The organism is Micromonospora sp. 050-3 (assembly GCF_046549335.1).
In the GTDB taxonomy this organism is placed as follows: domain Bacteria; phylum Actinomycetota; class Actinomycetes; order Mycobacteriales; family Micromonosporaceae; genus Micromonospora; species Micromonospora trifolii.
This window is the reverse complement of the sequence record NZ_JAJPVX010000001.1, coordinates 2,810,812-2,827,857: the sequence shown is the minus strand read 5'-3', so window position 1 is coordinate 2,827,857 and position 17,046 is coordinate 2,810,812. Positions and strand designations below refer to the sequence as shown.

Genomic DNA, 17,046 nt, shown 5'->3' with positions numbered 1-17,046 from the left:
GGATCACCGGGAAGCCCGCAGCCGGCGGGTGGCCGGCTACCAGCGGTTCCAGTGGGCGAACGCATCCGCGTCGGCCCGCGGACCGGGCTTGAAGTCGGTGCCCAGGGTGTACGCCACCGGGGTGAGGGCGACCTGTACGACAGTGTCGTAGGGGATGCCGAGTAGTTCGGCCATCTCCCGCTCGTAGCTGAGATGGCTGGTGGTCCAGGCGGTGCCGAGCCCGCGTTCCCGGGCGGCCAGCATGAAGCTCCAGAACGCCGGGATGACCGAACCCCAGGCCCCCGCCTGCCCGCGCACGCTGTCCAGTTCGGCGCGTGACTCGACGCGTAGACAGGGAATGAGCAGCAACGGGACCTCGTGCAGATGGTCCGCCAGGTGCGCCAGACTGCCGGCGATCCGACCCCACTGCTCGGAGGCGAAGTTCATCCGGCTGAAGGCCGGCCCGGTGCCGCCCGACGCCGGTGGCGGCGCCATCAGGCCGAGTCGCCACAGTCGGGCGACGGCCGCCCGGGTCTCGCGGTCCTCGACGAAGATGAAGTCCCAGCGCTGCCTGTTGCGGCCACTGGGTGCCTGAAGCGCGATGCGCAGACAGTCCTCGATCACGTCCCGGGGGACCGGGCGGCCCAGGTCGAGACGTTTGCGGACGGCGCGGGTCGTGCTGAGGACCTCGTCGGCGGACAGGCCCAGCGTGCTCGGCGGGTTCTTTTCGGCCGATGTGGTGTCGGTCATGCGGGCACTCCCACTCGCTCCGGCAGGTCGAGGTTGGCGACGATCGCGGAAAGGACGCCCGGAAACCGGTCGTTGATCTCGTCGGCCCGCAGCTCGTGGCGACGGAAACTGCCGTTCGGTGTGACACGGAGGACGCCGGCGGCCCGCAGGACCTTCAGGTGATGCGAGAGCGTGGAAATGCTGACCTCGGACAACGCGTCGAATTGGCCGCAGACGACGCCGCCGGCCTGCGCCAACTGCCGTACGACGCTGAGGCGCACCGGGTCGGCCAGGGCGCCGAGCAGCGTGGCCAGGTCGACCGAGGTGAGATCGGGATGATGCAGGGCTCTCATGGAGGCCATGCTACCTTTCATTTCGTGATTTCGAAAATTATCCAAATGATGAGCGGAGCATCGTCATGCCTGTCGACACTGTGATCTTCAGCGGGGAGGGCCCGCACGCCGACCCCTGGCACCCGCTGGCCGAAACCACTGCCACGCTGGCCCGGCTGATCGGCGACGAGGGTTCGGTAGCGGTCGTGACGGCCGTCGACCAGCTCGAGGCCGCGCTCGACGGCGCGCGCCTGCTGGTGGTGAACGCGAGCGCGGACCGCACCACCCCGATCCCCGAGGACGAGGCCTTCGGCCGCGTCCTGGACGACTTCCTGGCCCGTGGCGGCAGCCTGCTCGCCGTGCACAGTGCCACTATCGCGTTTCCCCAGCTGGCAAGCTGGCGTTCCACGGTCGGCGCCGCCTGGGCCCACGGCCGGACCTTCCACCCGCCGATCGGCCCGAGTCTCATCCGGCGCAGCGGTGTGGACCACCCGATCAGCGCCGGGCTCGGAGACTTCGAGGTTCACGACGAGCGCTACACCGAGCTGGAGTTGCTCGACGCCGTCGACGTCGAGCCCCTCTACGTTCACGACGAGGGCGGCGACACCCACCCGCTGGTCTGGGCGCGCACCGTCGGGAGCAGTCGGATCGTCTACAACGCACTCGGCCACGACGTCCGGTCGTACGAGTCGCCGGGGCACCAGGAGCTGCTGCGCCGCGTCGTGGCCTGGCTGCGCCACGACAGCTGAACGCTCGGCCGGACAACCGGCCGAGCGTTCGCCTGTGCGGTGCGGATCAGTTCAGGTGTGGGTGGTCCGTCACGCCGCGGAGGCGGCCTTCGACCCTCGGTGCGACGCCACCGGGCCGGCGTTCCAGCCCCAGCGTGGGGCCGGTGCCCCCGCGTCGCGCCGTCCGTCCGTGTCGACGTCGTCGCTGTCGGTTTCGTCGATCCTCAGCTCGACCGAGGCCGGTGTGTTGCGGGCCAGTCGCAGTGAGTGCTCGGCGCCGGTGCGAGCCGTGCACGGCCAGGACTGCCCGGCGCACTGGAGGTTGCGGCACTGGCCCTCGTCGTCCGGCTCGTGTGCGCTCAGCACGTCGATCGCCAACTGCCACAGCAGCGGGTCGGTCACGTCGTGCGGGCGCTCGGCGGTGCGACTCGGTCGATTGCTGGTGTCGTCGGACATGGTGGGCCCCCCTCGTCAGGCTGTACCCCACAAGGGTCACCCGTCAGCCGCCGGCTAAACCGCCGACCTGCTGTGATGTGTCTCTGATCGCAGCTCGGCCGCGGACGCCGCACACTTATCGGTCAGTCCGGCAGAAGCGGCATCTCCACGCCCGGCTCCCGGCCGAGCAACACCGCCCGAGTGAGCGCTGCTGATCCGAACCGGTCGCGGACCGCGTCGACCGCAGCGTCCAGATCGGACCCGGGGTCCGGCTGGAACGGCAGCTCAGGCTGGACGGGGTTGTCGTCGAGGTTGCCCACGGAGACACCGATCAACGTGACGCCACGGCGATCGATCTCGGGCAGCGCGGCCCGTAGCAGCGCACGCGCGGCGGCGAGCAGTGGTGTCGTGTCCGCCGTCGCCTTGCCCACCGTGTGCGAGCGGGTCGCCCGGGTGTAGTCGCCGAAGCGCAGCCGCAACACCACAGTGCGGCCGGACCGTCCGGCCGCCCGCATCCGCCGGCTGACCCGGTCGACCAGGCCGGCGAGGATGGCGTCCAGCTCTGTCGAAGCGTGCGGGGTGCGACTCAGCGCATGCTGCGCGCCCATCGAACCGCGCCGCCGCCCCACCTGCACCGCACGGGGATCGCGATTGTGCGCCAGCGCGTGCAGGTGGCGGCCGGCGCCCGCACCGAGCAGCGACACCAGCGCCGCCTCACCGAGGCGGGCCACCTCCCCGACGGTACGGATCCGGCGTTCGCGCAGCTTGGCAGCCGTGACCGGGCCGACGCCCCAGAGCCGTTCCACCGGCAGTGGGTGCAGGAACGCCAGCTCGGCGTCCGGTGCGACCACCAGCAGGCCGTCCGGTTTCGCCACCCCGCTGGCCACCTTGGCCAGGAACTTCGTGCGGGCCACCCCCACCGTGATCGGCAGGTGGACCCGGTCGCTGACCTCCCGCCGCAGTCGTTCGGCGATCTCGGCCGGTGGCCCGACCAGCCGACGCAGACCACCCACGTCGAGGAACGCCTCGTCGATCGAGAGCCCCTCGACCAGCGGCGTGGTCTGCCGGAAGATCTCGAAGACCGCGCGGCTCGCCGCCGTGTACGCCGACATCCGGGGCGGCACGACGATCGCGTCCGGGCAGAGCCTTCGCGCCTGCTGGCCGCCCATCGCGCTGCGGACGCCTCGTGCCTTCGCCTCGTAGCTGGCCGCGAGCACCACGCCGCCACCGACGATCACCGGCCGCCCACGCAGGCGCGGGTCGTCGCGTTGCTCGACCGACGCGTAGAACGCGTCCAGGTCGGCGTGCAGGATGCTGGCGCCGGGCGACACGTACACATGTTCGCATGACGCCCGGCCGGTGCGGCAGTGAGCTGGGCGAACGCCCGGTCAGTCGAGGCAGAACTCGTTGCCCTCGGGGTCGGCCATGATGAGATGACCGGCGCCCAACGGGGGAGCGGGCTCGTGCCGACTGAGCCGCTTGGCGCCATGCGAGGCGAGCCGTTCGGCCTCCGCCTCCAGGGCCGCCATCCGCTCGTCACCCTCCAGCCCGGGGGCCGCGCGTACGTCGAGGTGGACGCGGTTCTTCACCTGCTTGTGCTCCGGCACCCGCTGAAAGAACAGCCGTGGTCGCGTGCCCTCGGGGTCGACCACCGCCGACGCGTCGTTGCGGTTCTCCGGCGGCACACCCATCGCCTCCAGCGCCTGGTCCCAGGACTCGAAGTCGCCGGGTGGGGCCTGCACCTGATAGCCGAGCGCCTCGGCCCAGAACGTGGCCAACCCCGCCGGGTCGGCGCAGTCGAACGTGATCTGGACGTCGCGGGTCACGGCGGATCCCTGCTTCCTGTTCTGGTCGGTCATGCTCCCAGCCTCTCGCAGATAGCGGACAGGGTTGTTCCGCTATCCGTGCAACGATCAACGGGTGACCGTCGAGGCGACGACCGAGCGGGTGCTGCGCCTGCTGGCGCTGCTGCAACGACGACTGTCCTGGACGGCCGCCGAACTCGCCGCCGAGCTGGGGGTCACCGGGCGTTGCGTACGCCGTGACGTGCAGCGCCTGCGGACGCTCGGCTACCCCGTGCAGGCGGTGTCGGGCGTCGGCGGCGGCTACCAACTCGGTGCGGGCACCCGGCTGCCGCCGTTGCTCCTCGACGACGAGGAGGCGATCGCCACCGCGGTGTCTCTGCGGCTCGCCTCCGGGGGCACTGTCGCCGGGGCGAGCGAGGCCGCGCTGCGGGCACTCGCGAAGCTCGACCAGGTGATGCCGTCGCGGCTACGCGCCGAGGTACGGGCGGTGCACGGCTCCACCGACACCCTCATTGGCCCGGTCGCCGAGATCGACGCGGAGCTGCTGGTGACTCTCGCCCGGGCCTGTCGGGACGGGGTACGCGTTCGATTCCACTATCCCGGCCGGGAAGCTGGCGAGCAGGAACGGACTGTCGAGCCGGTCCGGATGGTCACGACCGGCCGCCGCTGGTATCTGATGGCCTGGGACGTCGACCGCGCCGACTGGCGGACGTTCCGGCTGGACCGGATGCGGGCGGCGGTGGCGACGACCTGGCGTTTCCCGGCGCGCGAGCACCCGGACGCGGTCGCGTTCGTGCAGCGGGCCGTGACCGGTGCGCCGTACCGGTACCTCGCCCGGGTGCGGGTGCACGCCCAACCGGAGCGGTTGCGGGAGGTGGTCCCGCCCCAGGTGGGGCGGGTCGAGGACGACCGCGACGGGTGGTCCGTGCTGGTCGTCGGCGGCGACAACCTGGACTGGCTCGCCGCTCACCTCGCCCGCCTGGATCACGAGATGGAGGTGCTGGAGCCTCCCGAGCTGCGCGAGGCCGCAGGCCGGCTCGCCCGTCGCCTGGCGGTGCTGGCCGGTGCGCCGTCGGAGCCCGGAGTGCGGTGACGCAGCGTGTAGTGGCGCAGCGACACCGGGCTGCCGTCGGGAGCGGTCCATGGTGCAGTGCCGGTGCCGACACACCGCCATCCTGCGCGCTCGTACAGCGCAGCGGCCGCTGCGCCACCGCCGGCCAACTCCAGCACCAGGTCCGTGGCGCGTTTGTCCGCCCACTGGCGGGCCCGGTTCAGCAGCGCGTTGCCCAGCGCCAACCCACGCGCCTTCGGCACCACGAAGAGGCGAGCCACCTCGGCCGTCAGCCGGCCGGGCGGCCCGTCCACCTGATCGGGGATCCGATGCACCGCGACGTGTCCGACGATGGTCGCGTCGGCGTCGACGGCGACCCAGGCTCGCGCCGGGTGCGGCTCGCGCAGCCAGCGGTGCGGGTCGGCGGGCCAGTTCAGCGGGTACCCGTCGACCCGGTGAACCTCGGCGAGCGCCGCGACGCAGCCGTCCAGGTCGGTGGCGCGCCGCCGACGGAGAGCGGGTCGGTTCACAGGTCGTCGAACGGGCCGGCGTAGCGGAACTCGCCCCGGATCGACTCGCGCCACGCGTGCAACTGTCGGGCCATGAAGTACTGCGGCCCCCACGCCTGCGGTGGGGTGACGCCCAGCTCGACGGCGGGCCGGAAACCGAAGCGCGGGTAGTAGTCGGGGTGCCCGAGCAGCACCACCAGCGGTTCGTCCCGCGCGTCGGCCGCACCGAGCACCGCGTGCATCAACGCGCTGCCGACCCCGCGGCGCTGCCAGTCGGGCAACACGCCCAGCGGCCCCAGGCCCAACGCCACCGGCGCACCGCCCACCCGGCCGCGGGTGGCCACCACGTGCCCGACCACCTGGCCGTCCGAGTCGGTCGCCACCAGGGAGTACGCGGGCAGCCAGCCCTCGTCGGCGCGCAGCGCGTCGACGAGGGTCGCCTCGACCGGTACGCCGTCACCGCCGTCGGCCTTCGCGAAGGCTGCGGAGTGAACCGCCCGCACGGCGTCGACGTCGGCGGGTGTCTCGCGTCTGATCAGCACCGCGCCACCATACGGGTGCCCTCGGCAGCGACTCCACGCGTTATCCCGTCGAATGCAGACGGCGGCCAGGTCGGGCGCGATCTCAGCCGACGGCGGTGGCGGAGGGCGGGGCGCTGCCGCCCTGGGGTGCCTCCGGGACCATCAGCCGGATGATCTCCGCCTGGTCGGCGGGCGAGGGCAGTCCCCATTCCGGCCGGTAGCCGTACACCTGGTGCAGTGGGGTGGAGCCGGTGCGGCCGTCCAGAATCTCGACGGCGTCGGTGCCGATCAGGCCGGGGTGTTCGACGCCGCAGGCCTCGGCGACCTTGGTCAGGTCCCGGCGCAGCGTCCGCAGGTAGTTGGCCGCCCGGACAGACTTCAACGTCGGGTCCAGGCCCCGGGCGAGCCACGCGTTCTGGGTGGCGACGCCGGTGGGGCAGGTGTCGGTGTGGCACTTCTGCGCCTGGACGCAGCCGATCGCCAGCATCGCCTCCCGGCCGACGTTGACCATGTCGCAGCCGAGCGCGAACGCCACGATGGCGTTGTCCGGCAGGCCGAGCTTGCCGCCGCCGACGAAGACCAATTGCTCGTGCAGGTCGTGCTCGGCGAAGATCTTGTACACCCGGGAGAAGCCCTGCTGGAACGGCAGCGACACGGAGTCGGTGAAGATCAGTGGTGCGGCCCCGGTGCCGCCCTCGCCGCCGTCGATCGTCACGAAGTCCACACCCCGGCCGGTGTCCCGCATCAGGGTGGCCAGCTCCTGCCAGAAGCCCAGGTCACCGACCGCCGATTTGATGCCGACCGGCAGACCCGTCTCGGCGGCCAGCAACTCGGCCCAGTCGAGCAGGCTGTCGCAGTCGGAGAACTCGGCGTGCCGCGACGGGCTGACGCAGTCCTGACCGGCCGGGATGCCCCGGGTGGCGGCGATCTCGGCGGACACCTTCGCCCCGGGCAGCAGACCACCGAGGCTCGGCTTGGCGCCCTGGCTCAGTTTGATCTCCAGCGCCCGCACCGGTGCGCTGACGACCAGGTCCTTCAGCCGGTCGAGGCTGAACCGGCCGTGCTCGTCGCGACAGCCGAAGTACGCGGTGCCGAGTTGGAAGACCAGTTCACCACCGTTGCGGTGGTACGGCGACAGGCCGCCCTCGCCGGTGTTCTGTAGGCAGCCGGCGAGAGCCGCCCCCTTGTTGAGCGCGGTGATGGCGTTGCCGGAGAGCGAGCCGAAGCTCATCCCGGAGATGTTGACGACCGACTCCGGTCGGAACGCCCGGGCGCGTCCCCGTGCCGCACCGAGCACCTTCGCGCAGGGCAACCGCACGTCGTGCCCGGCGGTCGGTGACGACGGCGGCACGGCACGGCCGAACGTGCGGTGCTTGATGATCGGGTACCCGGGGGTGTACTCGATGTCGTTGTCAGTGCCGAAACCGAAGTAGTTGTTCTCCTGCTTGGCCGACGCGTACACCCAGCGGCGCTGGTCGCGGGTGAACGGCCGCTCCTCGTTGTTGCCGGCCACGATGTACTGCCGAAGCTCCGGCCCGATCGCCTCCAACAGGTAGCGGGCCCGGCCGAGGACCGGGAAGTTGCGCAGCAGCGCGTGGTCGCGCTGGATCAGGTCCCGCGCGGCGAGGGCCGCGACGGCGGCGGCGACAGCGGGTACGGCTCGACGGGCCCAGGTCATGCCCGGGGTTCTTTCCGCCCGGGCGGCGGATCAAACCGGTGAGTCGGCTGGTGGCGGTACGGGTGCGCCCCGCACCGCCACCACGCGCTCAGCGGTGCCGGAACGACTCGCGGACCGATCCGCCGACGACAGTGCACCACGTGCTCGTGCTGAGTTTGCCGTTGCGGGGCAGCCCGTGCAGCGCCTGAAGGTCCTGCACCGCCCTCCGGGTGGCGTGGTCGTACGCCCCGGTGACGGTGACCGCGTACCCCTTGGTGGCGAGGATTTCCTGCACGGCCGTGACCGGCGCTCCGGCGGCGTGCTGGTCCAGCTCCGGAGCGAGGGTCTCCCAGGTCGGCGTGGTGAGTGTGGCGTCCACGTCCACAGCGATGCCGTTGCGGGCCTGCCAGTCCTGCACGGCCGCGACGGTCGCGGCGTCGAAGGTGCCGCTGACGGTCACTGGGTAACCCCGGTGGGCGAGCAGGTGCTGCACCACCCGGACCGAGGGGGAGTTGACGAAACGCCACAGGTCCGGCCAGCGGCGCGCCGGCACGTCACCGAGCTTGGTGCCCAGGGCGGCGTGCACCCGCCGCCGCAGCTCGGGGAACTGCCGGTAGAAGGCCGCGCCCGGGCACTCGGTGGTGCGGAAGTCCCAGTGGCCGAAGATGTCGTGCGCGTGCAGCCCGTACTGCCGGCAGATCGCGACGCAGAGCTTGACCAGCGAGTCGGTCAACGCCTCGGGTGGCGTCTCGGTGACGTAGGTGCCCTCGTTCTCGATGCCGATGGCCCGGCCGTTCTCACCCGGGCAGTGCGCCGAGATCATCTGCCGGTCGCCGGCTTCGAGGCGCTCCAGGCTGCCCCGGCGGCCCTCCAGCACGTACCCGCCGCGGCTCACCGTGAAGTGCTGGCCGGTGTCCGACCAGCCGTTGCCGTCCATGTGCAGGTCCTGGCAGTCGTGGGCGAGCTTGACCGCCTGCTCGCGGGAGTAGTCGGTGACGTTCGGGAACGCCATGTGGTGCACGATGATCTTGTTGGTGGCGATGGCGCTCACCGACAGCGGGTCCTTCGGCGGGCGGGCAGCCCACTCGTCACAGCTGATGATCCAGTCCAGGTCGGTGCCCGGCGCGGCCTGCGCCGCGTTCGGGAAGGCGAGTTCGCTCCCGACGACAGCGACCGTGGCGGCGCCGAGACCGGCCCGCAGCAGCGTCCGGCGATCCACTTCGGAATGGTCGACGTGCATTGCATCTCCTCCTGCGGCCGACGGCGGGGGGATGAAAAGTAGCTCCAGTGGCCGCACGTACGCCGAAGAATATTGCCAAGACTCCCCCGCGCGCTAGAGGGCCGGCAGGCCTGATGATCACTTGTGTTTCCGCGCGTCGGGTCCGGGGTAGGTCGGGGCTGACCGTTCCGGCTGCCCCATTTAAGGAATGACCAGATGAGTGACAACGTCAGCGACGCGGTGGGCGACGCTCTCCGCTCGGTGATGCTCTTCCTGCCCAAGGCCGTCGCCTTCCTGGCGATCCTGGTGGCCGGATGGCTGATCGCCAAGGCCGTACTGAAGATCGTGGAGAAGGTCCTCGAACGGGTGGGCTTCGACCGCGCCGTCGAGCGCGGCGGCATCCGCCGCGCGTTGAGCCGCTCCCGGTACGACGCCAGCGACATCGTCGCGAAACTCGTCTACTACGCGGTGCTGCTGTTCACGCTCCAGCTCGCCTTCGGCATCTGGGGGCCGAACCCGATCTCCGACCTGCTCGGCGCGGTGATCGCGTGGCTGCCCCGCGCCTTCGTCGCGATCGTCATCGTCGTGGTCGCCGCCGCCATCGCCAACGCGGTCAAGGACATCATCAGCGGCGCGCTCGGTGGCCTGTCGTACGGCCGGGTGCTGGCCACCATCGCGTCGGTGTTCATTCTCGGCCTCGGCGTCATCGCGGCCCTGAACCAGATCGGCGTTGCCACCGCGGTCACCACTCCCGTGCTGATCGCCGTGCTGGCCACCATCGGCGGCATCCTCGTCGTCGGTGTCGGCGGCGGCCTGATCCGTCCGATGCAGAGCCGTTGGGAGTCGTGGCTGACCCGCGCCGAGCGGGAGTCGCAGCTGATTGCCGAGCACGCCCAGGCGTACCGGGCCGGCCGCCGCGACGCCGAGGCCGAGCTGGCGCGCGCGTCGACCACCACGAGCGATCCGGAGGCCACCCAGGTGGTGACCCGGCCCGCCGACGCGGACGCCACCCAGGTGGTGACCCGGCCGGCCGACACGGACGCCACCCAGGTCGTTCGCTTCCCGGTCACCTCCGACCCCACCCAGGTGGTCAATCGCAGCGCCGTCGACGACGTGACGCCGACGCCGACGCCGGCCCGGCCCTCCGCGACCGACGACACGACCCAGGTGGTCAGCGGCTCGGCCGGTTCGGACGTCACGCAGGCGGTGGGCACCGGTGTCGACCCCGACACGACCCAGGTGGTCACGGGTGGCACCGACCGCGCGGTGCCCGGGCAGCGCACCAGCGACGACGGCGAGACCACCACTGTCATTCCGCCGGTCGACCGGCGCTGACACCAGCGGTACGGCGGCGGGGCGGGATCGATCTGATCCCGCCCCGCCTCGCGCTGCTCGGCACGCCGAAAGCGCTGGCCGCGGCCGCGCCGGTTGTCTAGCATCGCGGGCATGACCTGGCGACATTGATCCAGCAGCGTCGGCCGATCCCGTGGGCCACCACGGGCACCGCACATCCGGTGTCCGTCTCCACTCCCACGGGAAGGTCCCATGATTGCCATCGCTTCGCGCGTGCCCGAGCCGGCGATCCGTCGGCTGACGGCGACCCTTTACGGGTACGCGTTCCTCAGCGACCTCGTTCTGCTCTACCCGCTGTACGTGGTGTTCTTCGCCGACACCGGGCTCTCGGTGGGGCAGATCGCGTCGCTCTTCGTCATCTGGTCCGCCGCCGGCATCCTGTTCGAGGTGCCCTCCGGCGCCTGGGCCGACGTGCTGTCCCGCCGGCTGCTGCTGTGCCTCGCCCCGCTGGTGGCCGCCGCCGGTTTCGCGCTCTGGGTGCTGCTGCCGTCGTACCCGGCGTTCGCTGTCGGTTTCCTGCTCTGGGGCGCCGGTGGCGCACTGGTCTCCGGTGCGTTGGAGGCGTTGGTCTGGACCGAGCTGGACCGGCTCGGCGCTGTCGATCGGTACGCCCGGGTGCTTGGGCGGGCGCGGACGGCGGGTGTGCTGGGTGTGGTGGTCTCCGGAGTGCTCGCCGGCCCGGTGCTCGCCGTCGGCGGGTACCCGGCGGTCGGGGCGGCCAGCGTGCTCGCCTGCCTGCTCGCCACGATCGTCGCCACCCGCTTGCCGGAACACCGCGCGCCGAGGGCCGTACGCGTTCCGGTCGCCGAGCCGGCGATGGCCTCTCGGCCGGTGGGCGCCGCACCACCCGGGCAGGACGAGCCGGCCACCGTCCCGCCCGCGAGCCCGGACGACGATGGTGAGCTGGGGTGGTGGGACACGCTGCGGGCCGGGGTGTCGCAGGTCCGCACCCGTCCGCCGGTACGGGCCGCCGTGCTGCTGGTGGCAGTGGTCGCCGCCGACTGGGGTGCCCTGGACGAGTACACCCCGCTGCTCGCCCTGGACACCGGCGTCGGGGCGCAGGCAGTACCCCTGCTGCTCCTGCTGCTCTGGGCCGGAGTGACAGTCGGCGGGCTGCTCGCCCCGGCGGGGGAGCGGCTGGGCAGCCGAGGCTACGCCGCGCTGCTGGGGCTGGTCGGTGTCGCGCTGGCCGGCGGTGCCCTGCTGCGGCACCCGGCGGGGTTCGTGCTGCTCGCGGTGGCCTTCGGCGCCGCGCAGTTGGCCACCGTGCTGGCCGACGCGCGGCTCCAGGCCCGGATCACCGGCTCCAGCCGCGCCACAGTCACGTCCCTGGCCGGGATGGCCACCGACGTGCTGATCATCGTGACGTACGCCGGCTACGGTCTGCTCGCCACGGCGGCCGGCAACGCTGTGGCGTTCGCGTTTACCGCCGGGGCGTACCTCGTGGTGGCGCTGGTGCTGCTGACCCGCCGCCGGCGCCGGACGGCCGTGCCGGTCGGCGTGGCCGCGGCTGTGCCGGGTGGCCCGGATTGACCAGGGCCCGGCGTCGGCCTGCTCGGGCCGCCGCCGGGCCGCGCGGTCAGCCGGCCATGTGCAGGAACGACCACTGGTGGCCGTCGAGGTCCCGGAAGCCGCGCATGTACATCGGTCCGTTGGCCATCCCCGGCCCGAGCGACTCCCCGCCGGCGACCGCCGCCTGGTCGACGAGTTCGTCGACCTGCTCCCGGCTCGACGCCGACAGCCCGACGATGACCTCCCGGCTGGTCGCCGTGTCCGTCGTGGCGACCCCGGTGTACGCCTCGAAGCCCGAGCGGAGGTGCAGCACCAGCCGGGTGGTGTCGGAGATGGTGAGCACCGTGCTGTCGCCGTCCGGCACAGCCTGGTCACTGGTGAAGCCGATCGCCCGGTAGAACTCGGTCGCGGTGGTCAGGTCGCGCACCGGCAGGTTGATGAATGTCATGGTCATCGGTGGTCTCCGTCCGTTTCGAGCAGTGCCTTCAGAGCGGCGAGCCGGTCCCGCCAGTACGCCTTCAGCTCCGCGGCCTGCTCGGCTGCGGTCAGCTTCTCGTGCAGGACGTTGACCCGGGCCTTTGACTCGCCGACGGCGTCGATGCCGACGACGATCCTGGTGGGGCCGCCGGCCCAGTCGGCCCGGAAACTGCGTGGCGCGGTGGCGGTGCGGACACGTACCTCGACGTCGGGCAGCCAGCGGGCGCGTGCCGTCTCGTCGGCGAACGCCTCGAACAGTCGCCGCGCCGGCACGGCCACCGTCCGGCTGGCGCTGGCCTCGAAGCCGCCGCCGCGTCGTTGACCCGGCGCGCGCAGGCCGCGTGCCTGCTCGTACCCCACGGTGATGGTCTGCGCCCACCAGCCCGGCACCTCGTGTTCGGTGGCCAGGTGACGGGCGATCCGGGTGTGCGTCCACTCGGTGGCGGACGCGGCGTCGAGCACTGCGAACCACTCGGCCCAGCCGCGGCCGGTCCGGGCGCTGATCAGGTCGTCGGCGATCCGCTCGGTCTGCGCAGCGGCAGCCGTGGCGGTCGGTTCGGTAGGTGCGGGAGGGGACGCGGCGGTGGACGCCGGAGTCGGCTCGATGGTCCGATTGATCAGGTGCCGGCGGGCGGTGGTGTAACTCTCGCCGGTCTTCTCCATCCGGGCCCGGACCCGGGCCTTGAACGATCTCTGGGTGGTCATCACATGCTCCCGGTCAACGGCACGGTCACCGGGACTCACGCTCCCGCCAACCCCGCCGGAGTGGGGCATGTGTCACCACGTCCCGAGGGCTCCAGGCCCCCTTTGCCTCCGCGTTGCCGGCGGCGTGAGCGCCGGGAGGGAGGTGCGGCGCAGGACTACGCCGACGTCACCCTACGCCCAAACAGCCGTCAGGGTTGGTCACCGTCGAGGTAGACCCACCGGCCGTCCTCGCGGACGAACCGGCTGTGTTCGGTCAACGTGCCGGGCCGGCCCCCGTCCCGGTAGTGCGCGTGGAAGGTCACAGTGCCGGCGGTGTCGAGCAGGCCGCCCCGCTCGGTCTCCACGATCTCCAGTCGGGTCCACCGCTGCCCCGGGTCAAGCTCCAGGGAGGCGGGCCGGGTCGAGGAGTGCCAGCTGCGCAGCAGGTAACCGGAGTCGCCGAGGGCGAAGGCGCTGAACCGGGAGCGCATCAACGCCTCGGCCGTCGCCGGGGCATCGCCGCCGTGCGCCGGCGCGCAGCACTCCGCGTACGAGCGGCCGGAACCGCACGGGCACACCCGCCCTGTCGTCGCGTTCGCCCGCCGACGTCCCGCACCCTTACCCACGTCCCCAATCCTGCCGCACCGGCAGGGGCACCGGCCGCTTGGCCACCCGGTCGTCGCCCGACGACTGGCCGCGCAGGTGCCGGACCAGCCAGGGCAGCAGGTGCCGGCGGGTCCAGGCCAGTTCGGCGCCGAACACCTCACCGCGGCGCCGCCGTGGTGCCGGCGGCAACGGCCGCGTCCACGAGTCGTCGAACCCGGGCAGACCCGCCGTGTACGCCAGCGCGGCGGCGATCCGCTCGTGCCCGGCGCTGTTGGCGTGCAGCCGGTCGTCGCTCCACAGCCGGGGATCGGAGGAGACCGGGTGGGCGCCCAGGTCGAGGAGGGTGGCGCCGGTCCGCGCGGTGGCGGCCCGCAGCGCCTCGTTGAGCGCCAGCATGCGACCCCGGAGCGGCCGGGCCAGCGGCATCACGGGCGCCGGATCCGGCATCGTGAACGTCAGCACTGTGGCCCCCTGCTCGACCAGTGCCTGCTGCATCGCCGCGACATCCCCGGCGACCTGGTCCGCGTCGAAGGAGGGGCGCAGCACGTCGTTCATGCCGGCGACCACGGTGGCCAGGTCGGGGGCCAGGTCGAGGGCTGGCTGGAGTTGCTCGGCGCGGATCAACGCGGTGGTCCGGCCCCGGATGGCCAGGTTCGCGTATTCCAGGCCGCCCTGGGAGCGGGCCACCGCCAGCGCGAACCGGTCGGCCCAGCCCCGGTAGCCGCCGGCGCCGTCCGGGTCGTCGAGCCCTTCGGTGGTGCTGTCGCCGATCGCCACGTACCGCTGCCACATCACCCGCGCGAGGTTAGCCCGACCGAAACCACCCCAAGCCCCACACCCCCACTCCTCCGCGATCTTGCACTTTCTGCCCCGGCATAAGGGGCAAGAGGGTTCATATCTACGACACAAACTGCAAGATCGCGCAGGGCTGGGGCTGGGGCGCGGGTGGCTTGGGGTGCGGGGGTTAGAGCCAGCCGGAGCGGCGGAACAGCCGGTACAGGAACAGGGCCGCCGCCGCCATCAGGGTGAGGGCTCCGGCGTAGCCGTAGCGCCAGGCCAGCTCGGGCATGTGGTCGAAGTTCATGCCGTAGATGCCGGCGATGCCGGTCTGGGTGGCCGCGATGGCAGCCCAGGCGGCGATCTTGCGCATGTCGTTGTTCTGCTCGACGGCGAGCTGTGCCAGTCGCGACTGGACGATCGAGGTGAGCAGGTCGTCGTACGCGGCCACCCGGTCCACCGCCCGGCTCAGCCGGCCGTCGACGTCGACGAACCAGCGGTGCAGGACACGCGGCGGGCCGTCGGGGTCGAGCAGCGTCCGCATCGGCGCCTGCAACGGCAGGACCGCCCGCTTGAACTCCACCACCTCCCGTTTGAGCTGGTAGATGTGCTGGATGTCGGCGGTGCGGTCGCGGGCGAACACCGCCTCCTCGACCCGCTCCAGGTCCCGTTCCACGTGCCCGGCCACCTCCAGGTAGGAGTCGACCATGCGGGCGCAGACCGCGTACGCCACCGCCCACGGGCCGGCGGCCAGCAACGCGGGGCGGCGTTCGATGTCGGCGCGGACGCTGCGCAGTGCCCCGGCGGCGCCGTGCCGCACCGTGATGGCGAAGCGGTCACCGAGCAGCACCATGACGTCCCCGGTGTCGATCACCTCGGAGGTGTCGGTCAGCTCGTCGTGCTCCACGTACCCGGCGGTGCGCAGGACCAGCAGCGTGACCGGGCCGTGGCGCTGAACTGTGGGCCGGTGCCCGTCGGCGAGCGCCTGTTCGACTGTCAGTTCGTCGAGGCCGAAGGTCTGCCCGACCGCGGCGAGCACCGCCGGGCCGGGATCGTGCAGTCCCAGCCACACGAAGGCGTCGCGGCCGTGCCGCGCCCGGGCGTACGCGTCGGCGTAGTGCTGTTGACCGGGTTCCCGCCGGCCGTTGACGTAGACGGCGCAGTCGACCACCGCGTCCGGGTTGGTCCGGCGGGGGGTGGGGGAGTCGCCCTCGACCCGTCCGAGCAGTCGCCGGGCCAGGGCGCGTACGCCTCGTCCGGTCCGGTCCCGTACCGGTCGCTGATCCACCGCGTGCCTCCCCGTCGCCGGCGCACCGTCCCGATCAGGGGATGGTGCCACCGCATTCTGCCGAGCGGGTTCCGGCTCCCGACAGCGGGGCGGGCGGCTCGGGCCTGCGGCGTGGCTCAGGCGGTGCGGGTGGCGAAGACGACGACGTTGTCGAGGTAGTTGCCGGTAGCGGCGTCGAACTGGCCGCCGCAAGTGACGAGGCGCAGCCCTGCGGCGTCCGCCGGGCCGTAGACCAGGGTGGTGGGGAAGTGCTCCTTGGGGTACGCCCGGACGTCGTCCACTGTAAACGTGGCGACCCGTGCGTCGGCGCGGGTGACCTGTACCTGCTGCCCGGCGCGGAGCCGACCGAGGTCGAAGAAGACCGCCGGGCCGGACGGCGCGTCGACGTGTCCGACCAGGACCGCGTTGCCGTTCTCGCCGGGGCTGACCCCGTGTCGGTACCAGCCGGCGAGGGTGGGTCGGTCCAGTGGCGGCACCTCCAGCACCCCGGCGGCGTCGGCGCCGACGGGGACGATGTCGGCGCGTACGTCGATGGCGGGGATCTGCACCCGGACCGGCGCGGCGGGTGGCAGCGGCGCCAGGTCCGGTGCGGGGTGGGTGCGGGTCGGCGCGTCGGCCGACGGTCGTGGTGGCCGCTCCGGGTCGGCGGTGAGGCCGACGGTGATCAGCCCGAGCCCGCTGACGCCGAGCAGGGCGACCACTGCCGGTAGGGTCCGCCGCCACCACACGTGTGCACCTCCGTACCGGATCGTCGGGGTGCCCGCACCGGTGTTCCCGGCGCGGGCACCCGTCTCAGGGATGGAACGGTCGCCGATCAGGCGACAGTGGACACCGGACGGCGCCGGCGGATCAGGATCACCGCGCCGGCGAGGGCGGTGCCGAGCAGCGTGCCGCCGGCGGCGAGAGCGCCGGTGTCACGGTTGTCGCCGCCGGAGCCGGCCGGCGCGCCGCCGATCGGGGTGACGGCGAAGGTGGCGGTGCCGGCCGAGCTGCCGTCGCCGCAGGTCGCCGCCACCGTGTACGTGCCCAGGGTGAACCCGGCGGTGAAGAGTTCTGCGCTCAGCCCGCCGCCGGCGGCGGCCGTGGTGGATCGGACGTTCTGGTCGCGGTTGGGGCCGGTGACCCGGAAGATGGCGTCACCCGACTTCGGGTTGCAGGTCGTCGCGGTGAGCACGACGGTCCCACCGACCGGGGTGGTGGCCGGTGACACAGTGGTGTCGGCCAGTGCGGCGCCCGGCAGCAGGAGCGTGCCGAGGCCCACGCCGAGCGCCGCCGAGCAGAGTGCTGTTGAGACCTTCATACGCGTCTTCCCTCACTTTTCGTCCGCTGACTGCGTGGGACGTCGTTCGGGTGGCCAACTCCGTGACTAGCACCGGTGTGCCCA

Annotated in this window: 19 protein-coding genes and 1 pseudogene; 4 read left to right on the top strand and 16 right to left on the bottom strand. The window is 72.3% G+C overall.

Annotated features, from left to right (window positions below; all coding sequences use genetic code 11):
* Positions 1 to 36: 36 nt before the first annotated feature.
* Together ACLJOK_RS13040 and ACLJOK_RS13035 are read right to left on the bottom strand one after the other, a co-directional pair.
* Entirely contained in the window at positions 37 to 729 is a 693-nt protein-coding gene (locus ACLJOK_RS13040) for a nitroreductase family protein (protein WP_410818614.1), read from the bottom strand.
* Entirely contained in the window at positions 726 to 1,061 is a 336-nt protein-coding gene (locus tag ACLJOK_RS13035) for an ArsR/SmtB family transcription factor (RefSeq protein WP_410818612.1), read from the bottom strand. Before ACLJOK_RS13035 ends, ACLJOK_RS13040 begins: the two co-directional genes overlap by 4 nt.
* 65 nt (positions 1,062 to 1,126) lie before the next feature.
* Here ACLJOK_RS13035 and ACLJOK_RS13030 point away from each other — a divergent pair, with 65 nt between their 5' ends.
* Positions 1,127 to 1,789, top strand: coding sequence for a ThuA domain-containing protein (locus tag ACLJOK_RS13030; protein ID WP_410818610.1), 663 nt, complete (start codon positions 1,127 to 1,129; stop codon positions 1,787 to 1,789).
* A 69-nt stretch (positions 1,790 to 1,858) separates the two neighbouring features.
* On the opposite strand, the gene ACLJOK_RS13025 is transcribed toward ACLJOK_RS13030, so the two are convergent.
* The 3 genes from ACLJOK_RS13025 to ACLJOK_RS13015 all read right to left on the bottom strand — a co-directional run bounded on the left by ACLJOK_RS13025 (position 1,859) and on the right by ACLJOK_RS13015 (position 4,062).
* The gene (locus ACLJOK_RS13025) at positions 1,859 to 2,224 is read right to left on the bottom strand and encodes a hypothetical protein (RefSeq protein WP_410818608.1); all 366 of its coding nucleotides are present in this window, start codon (positions 2,222 to 2,224) and stop codon (positions 1,859 to 1,861) included.
* A 122-nt stretch (positions 2,225 to 2,346) separates the two neighbouring features.
* Entirely contained in the window at positions 2,347 to 3,534 is a 1,188-nt protein-coding gene (dinB, locus tag ACLJOK_RS13020) for a DNA polymerase IV (RefSeq protein ID WP_410818606.1), read from the bottom strand.
* Positions 3,535 to 3,591: 57 nt separating this feature from the next.
* Positions 3,592 to 4,062 (bottom strand): VOC family protein, encoded by a 471-nt coding sequence (locus ACLJOK_RS13015; protein WP_238678947.1) that lies wholly within the window; start codon positions 4,060 to 4,062, stop codon positions 3,592 to 3,594.
* Between the two features lie 61 nt (positions 4,063 to 4,123).
* On the opposite strand from ACLJOK_RS13015, the gene ACLJOK_RS13010 reads away from it, so the two are divergent.
* The gene (locus tag ACLJOK_RS13010) at positions 4,124 to 5,101 is read left to right on the top strand and encodes a helix-turn-helix transcriptional regulator (RefSeq protein ID WP_410818604.1); all 978 of its coding nucleotides are present in this window, start codon (positions 4,124 to 4,126) and stop codon (positions 5,099 to 5,101) included.
* Here ACLJOK_RS13010 and ACLJOK_RS13005 read toward each other — a convergent pair.
* The 4 genes from ACLJOK_RS13005 to ACLJOK_RS12990 all read right to left on the bottom strand — a co-directional run bounded on the left by ACLJOK_RS13005 (position 4,993) and on the right by ACLJOK_RS12990 (position 8,986).
* On the bottom strand, positions 4,993 to 5,589 hold the full coding sequence (locus tag ACLJOK_RS13005; protein WP_410818603.1) for a GNAT family N-acetyltransferase: 597 nt from the start codon (positions 5,587 to 5,589) through the stop codon (positions 4,993 to 4,995). The two genes, ACLJOK_RS13010 and ACLJOK_RS13005, sit on opposite strands and share 109 nt — an antisense overlap.
* On the bottom strand, positions 5,586 to 6,110 hold the full coding sequence (locus ACLJOK_RS13000) for a GNAT family N-acetyltransferase (RefSeq protein WP_410818601.1): 525 nt from the start codon (positions 6,108 to 6,110) through the stop codon (positions 5,586 to 5,588). The genes ACLJOK_RS13005 and ACLJOK_RS13000 overlap by 4 nt, the downstream gene beginning before the upstream one ends.
* A gap of 82 nt (positions 6,111 to 6,192) precedes the next feature.
* Positions 6,193 to 7,767 carry a glutamate synthase-related protein gene (locus ACLJOK_RS12995; RefSeq protein ID WP_410818600.1) on the bottom strand — a complete coding sequence of 525 codons (1,575 nt, stop codon included), beginning with the start codon at positions 7,765 to 7,767 and terminating at the stop codon, positions 6,193 to 6,195.
* A gap of 88 nt (positions 7,768 to 7,855) precedes the next feature.
* Positions 7,856 to 8,986 (bottom strand): peptidoglycan-binding protein, encoded by a 1,131-nt coding sequence (locus ACLJOK_RS12990; protein WP_410818598.1) that lies wholly within the window; start codon positions 8,984 to 8,986, stop codon positions 7,856 to 7,858.
* Positions 8,987 to 9,181: 195 nt separating this feature from the next.
* Between ACLJOK_RS12990 and ACLJOK_RS12985 the strand changes: the two are divergent.
* Positions 9,182 to 9,961, top strand: a pseudogene (locus ACLJOK_RS12985) (mechanosensitive ion channel family protein); the annotation flags it as partial.
* A gap of 549 nt (positions 9,962 to 10,510) precedes the next feature.
* Positions 10,511 to 11,851 carry an MFS transporter gene (locus ACLJOK_RS12980; RefSeq protein ID WP_410818596.1) on the top strand — a complete coding sequence of 447 codons (1,341 nt, stop codon included), beginning with the start codon at positions 10,511 to 10,513 and terminating at the stop codon, positions 11,849 to 11,851.
* A gap of 46 nt (positions 11,852 to 11,897) precedes the next feature.
* On the opposite strand, the gene ACLJOK_RS12975 is transcribed toward ACLJOK_RS12980, so the two are convergent.
* From ACLJOK_RS12975 to ACLJOK_RS12945, 7 genes are all read right to left on the bottom strand, one after another.
* Positions 11,898 to 12,284: a VOC family protein gene (locus ACLJOK_RS12975; protein WP_410818594.1), complete on the bottom strand. Its 387-nt coding sequence runs from the start codon at positions 12,282 to 12,284 to the stop codon at positions 11,898 to 11,900.
* A complete protein-coding gene (locus ACLJOK_RS12970) occupies positions 12,281 to 13,012 on the bottom strand; it encodes a hypothetical protein (protein ID WP_410818593.1) in 732 nt (243 codons plus the stop codon). The genes ACLJOK_RS12975 and ACLJOK_RS12970 overlap by 4 nt, the downstream gene beginning before the upstream one ends.
* A gap of 188 nt (positions 13,013 to 13,200) precedes the next feature.
* Positions 13,201 to 13,617, bottom strand: coding sequence for a YchJ family protein (locus ACLJOK_RS12965; protein WP_410818592.1), 417 nt, complete (start codon positions 13,615 to 13,617; stop codon positions 13,201 to 13,203).
* On the bottom strand, positions 13,610 to 14,389 hold the full coding sequence (locus ACLJOK_RS12960) for an SGNH/GDSL hydrolase family protein (protein WP_410819347.1): 780 nt from the start codon (positions 14,387 to 14,389) through the stop codon (positions 13,610 to 13,612). Before ACLJOK_RS12960 ends, ACLJOK_RS12965 begins: the two co-directional genes overlap by 8 nt.
* Positions 14,390 to 14,561: 172 nt before the next feature.
* Positions 14,562 to 15,662: a magnesium and cobalt transport protein CorA gene (locus ACLJOK_RS12955; protein ID WP_410818590.1), complete on the bottom strand. Its 1,101-nt coding sequence runs from the start codon at positions 15,660 to 15,662 to the stop codon at positions 14,562 to 14,564.
* Between the two features lie 116 nt (positions 15,663 to 15,778).
* A complete protein-coding gene (locus tag ACLJOK_RS12950; protein ID WP_410818588.1) occupies positions 15,779 to 16,390 on the bottom strand; it encodes a class F sortase in 612 nt (203 codons plus the stop codon).
* Between the two features lie 86 nt (positions 16,391 to 16,476).
* A complete protein-coding gene (locus ACLJOK_RS12945; protein WP_124775133.1) occupies positions 16,477 to 16,962 on the bottom strand; it encodes a hypothetical protein in 486 nt (161 codons plus the stop codon).
* Positions 16,963 to 17,046 lie beyond the last annotated feature (84 nt).